Source organism: Candidatus Hydrogenedens sp. (assembly GCA_035378955.1).
Lineage (GTDB): Bacteria > Hydrogenedentota > Hydrogenedentia > Hydrogenedentales > Hydrogenedentaceae > Hydrogenedens.
The window spans coordinates 1-3,475 of the sequence record DAOSUS010000134.1; the positions used below are offsets into that span (position 1 = coordinate 1).

Annotated in this window: 5 protein-coding genes and 1 tRNA gene; all 6 read left to right on the forward strand. The window is 36.1% G+C overall.

Annotated elements, in window-relative coordinates; genetic code table 11:
* The first annotated feature begins 71 nt into the window (after window positions 1-71).
* The 6 genes from PLA12_14555 to feoB all read left to right on the forward strand — a co-directional run bounded on the left by PLA12_14555 (window position 72) and on the right by feoB (window position 3,265).
* A tRNA-Asp gene (locus PLA12_14555) sits at window positions 72-148 on the forward strand.
* A 38-nt stretch (window positions 149-186) separates the two neighbouring features.
* Window positions 187-666 (forward strand): metal-dependent transcriptional regulator, encoded by a 480-nt coding sequence (locus PLA12_14560; protein HOQ33711.1) that lies wholly within the window; start codon window positions 187-189, stop codon window positions 664-666.
* The gene (locus PLA12_14565) at window positions 659-913 is read left to right on the forward strand and encodes a FeoB-associated Cys-rich membrane protein (protein HOQ33712.1); all 255 of its coding nucleotides are present in this window, start codon (window positions 659-661) and stop codon (window positions 911-913) included. The genes PLA12_14560 and PLA12_14565 overlap by 8 nt, the downstream gene beginning before the upstream one ends.
* On the forward strand, window positions 897-1,160 hold the full coding sequence (locus tag PLA12_14570) for a FeoA family protein (GenBank protein HOQ33713.1): 264 nt from the start codon (window positions 897-899) through the stop codon (window positions 1,158-1,160). Before PLA12_14565 ends, PLA12_14570 begins: the two co-directional genes overlap by 17 nt.
* The gene (locus PLA12_14575) at window positions 1,118-2,116 is read left to right on the forward strand and encodes a ferrous iron transporter B (protein HOQ33714.1); all 999 of its coding nucleotides are present in this window, start codon (window positions 1,118-1,120) and stop codon (window positions 2,114-2,116) included. Before PLA12_14570 ends, PLA12_14575 begins: the two co-directional genes overlap by 43 nt.
* A gap of 15 nt (window positions 2,117-2,131) precedes the next feature.
* A complete protein-coding gene (gene feoB / locus PLA12_14580; GenBank protein HOQ33715.1) occupies window positions 2,132-3,265 on the forward strand; it encodes a ferrous iron transport protein B in 1,134 nt (377 codons plus the stop codon).
* Window positions 3,266-3,475 lie beyond the last annotated feature (210 nt).

The window sequence follows — 3,475 nt, forward strand, 5'->3', positions numbered from 1 at the left end:
TACATCAGAAGCAAAAACGCCATAAGTTGAATATTTGCTGACATATTTCATATAATATATAACCACAAGGTGGAGACGTAGTTCAGTTGGTTAGAACGCTGCCCTGTCACGGCAGAGGTCGCGAGTTCAAGTCTCGTCGTCTCCGCCATAAATTTTTTATAAATTTTGTTAAGTATATTTAACAAGATGGATATACAAAGATTAAAATATAAAGATATTAAGTATTTGACGCATTCTCGGGTGCATTATCTGTGGGCAATTAATGAATTAAATGAAAAAAAAGGATATGCACGGGCAACCGATGTTGCTTCTTTATTAGGCATTTCTCGAAGTGCTGTCTCTATTGCATTAGGACATTTAAAAGCCTTAAAACTGGTCATAGAGAAACTTCCAGAGCACACCCTTAAATTGACAGTTTTAGGGAAAAAGCACTTAAATAATATTGATAATAATTTTATAATCTTATCCCGTTTTTTTAAGTCCTTTCTAAATCTGGATGAAGAAACAGCCACAAAACAAGCCTGTTTGATTGAACATCTTTTATTAGAAGAAGTCGCAAAGAAAATAAATCAAATTATTGAGACACATCCTAACATTCCTTTGGGAAAAACGAACATTCCCTTATCGAAATCTATAAAAAAATTGGAAGAAAATATTTATGATTGAATTTTTCATTGTTTTTATCATTGTCGTAATTGCGGTTTTATATATAACAAAAACATATCAAAATATTTTTTCAAAAAAAGAAAACCCCTGTGAATCTTGTGCTTGTCAGAAATGTCCTTATACAAATACATCGGAATGTCCAGTTAAATCTCTTGATAAATCAAACAAAGATATATCATCTTTATCGAAGAAATTCGATGAAGATAAAAATATGGAGGTAGCGGTTGGGTATGAAAAACTTCTGTAATACAGAACGACTTAGTGAATTAGAAGAAGGGACAAAAGCCCGCATTGTTGGTATTCGTGGAGGTCCTCCTACATATCGTCAAAGACTATTAGACCTTGGCTTAACCCCGGGTACTGTTGTTAAGGTGAACAGAGAGGCTCCTCTGGGAGACCCTATTGAATTAGAATTAAAAGGTTATTTCCTTGCATTACGGAGAAAAGACGCATGGCATATCCTCGTCGAGCCTCTTCCCAACAACCCCGAGTAATAATCGTTGGTAATCCCAATTGTGGTAAAAGTTCTATCTTTAATGAAATTACAGGGGGTTTACAAGAGGTAAGCAACTACCCGGGAGTAACTGTTGAAAAGAAAATTGGTTTCTTCCATTATGAGGGGGAAGATATTCGCGTGGAAGACTTACCCGGTTTATACTCACTTACTCCATATACAGACGAGGAAATAATTGCTCGAGAAGAAATCCTGAAGTCGGATGTGGGTCTTATTATAGATGTTGTGGACTCTTTAAATTTAGAACGAAATTTGTATCTTACTATTCAAATTATGGAATTGGGTAAGCCTTTTATTATTGCTTTAAATATGAGTGATATTGCTCAAAAGAGGGGGGTAATCATTGACCACGAAAAACTATCTCGTATATTAAATGTACCGGTAGTTAAAACTGTGGGAAACAGAGGGGAAGGTATTGAAGAATTAAAATCTCATATTTACTCTTATATCCGAAAGCAAAGTATATGGGTTCCTAAATATGTAACTTACGGGCATGAAGTTGATATCGTGGTAGAACAACTCTCTGAATTTTTAGTGAATAGATTACCTGATAATGAAAAAGAAAAAGCGTGCTGGTATACCATTAAGTTGTTAGAAAAGGATTACAGATTACTTGAGGAGGTTAAAAATAAAATCTCCGATTCACAGGAACTCGAAAGAAATCTTGAGAATGCTATCAAAGAATTAGAACAACATGAGAATGAAGATTCGGCAGTTATTATCGCCCAGAGGAGATATGGTTTTGCATCAGGTGCTATTCGGGAATGTGTGAGTTATACTGGTGAAGCAAAACAAAATATAACAGACCAGATTGATAATATCATTTGTAATCGTATCGCAGGACCTGTCATCCTTTTAGGTGTAATAAGTTCGTTGTTTTATGTTGTATTTAAAACAACTCAGGAGTGGAAGTGGATACCTTTTCCCAACGAATAGGTAAGTCCGGTTGAATTGTTTGAAAAATTCTTTGAGAACTTTGCTTTATTGTTTTCATTTCTGGCAAAAGACTACCCCGCTATTTATTCCCTTCTATCCGATGGTATTATTGGGGGAGTGGGTGCCGTATTAAGTTTTATTCCTTTAATTTTTGTTCTCTTTTTGCTCATATCTGCATTGGAAGATACAGGATATGTAGCCCGTATCGCTTTTATATTAGACCGTTTGATGCGTATTTTTGGATTACAAGGTAGGTCCATACTGGCTTTAATTATCTCTGGTGGAATAGGTGCGGGTGGCTGTGCTGTCCCGGGAATACTGGCGACACGGACATTACAGGAACGGAAAGACAAAATTATAACCATGTTAGTTATCCCTTTTATGAGTTGCGGAGCCAAATTACCAGTTTATGCCCTGTTAATTGGTGCTTTTTTTCAAAACCACCGAACGATGGTAATGTTAACTTTGTGGGCATTATCATGGCTTATCGCGCTCATTAGTGCATTTATATTAAGCCGATTTGTCATTCGTGGGGAACCAACGCCATTTGTGCTGGAGTTGCCCCCTTATCATGTACCTGTTTTCAAAAGCGTTTTACGCCATGCATGGGGTAGGACTTGGATGTATATACGAAAAGCAGGGACATTAATCCTTGCAGTAAATATTATTATGTGGGCACTGATTTATATTCCTATCCCCCATCAAGGAACAACACAGAATAACGAACAACCAGGTATTGAATCCAGCATTGCCGGAATTTTGGGGAGAGCCATAGAACCTGTCACAAAACATATCGGGTTTGACTGGAAAGTAAATATAGCACTTATTGGAGGAATGGCAGCAAAAGAAGTGATTGTCGGTACATTAGGCACCGTGTATCGCATGGAAACTTCTGAAAACAATGTAAATGAACAGGACTCCCTATCTGCTAATTTAGCCCAACATAAAGAATGGTATCCTCTTCGAGCATTTACTCTTATGATATTTGTGATGCTATATGCTCCTTGCGTTGCCACTTTAGTAACCATAGGACGCGAAACGGGGACTATTCGAATCCCTATATTTTCCTTGTTTTTCTCTACTACGGTAGCATTCGTTGTTTCATTAATTGTTTTTCATATAGGTCATTTATTATCATTGGGAACATAGTATCTCTTTTATAAAAATATATAGATACAATAAAACTCTATGTAAAATGAGTCATCAACAAATAAAAAACAATAGTAAAACAGTATCTTTCTCCAAAATAGCCCTTTTAATGGGGTATGGTATATTATTTTTTATCAGCCTCTTTTTATTCGTTGGAACATGGCAAAAAGATTTTCTCGGTAAAGATAGCGATGTTTTTAATAATATTCC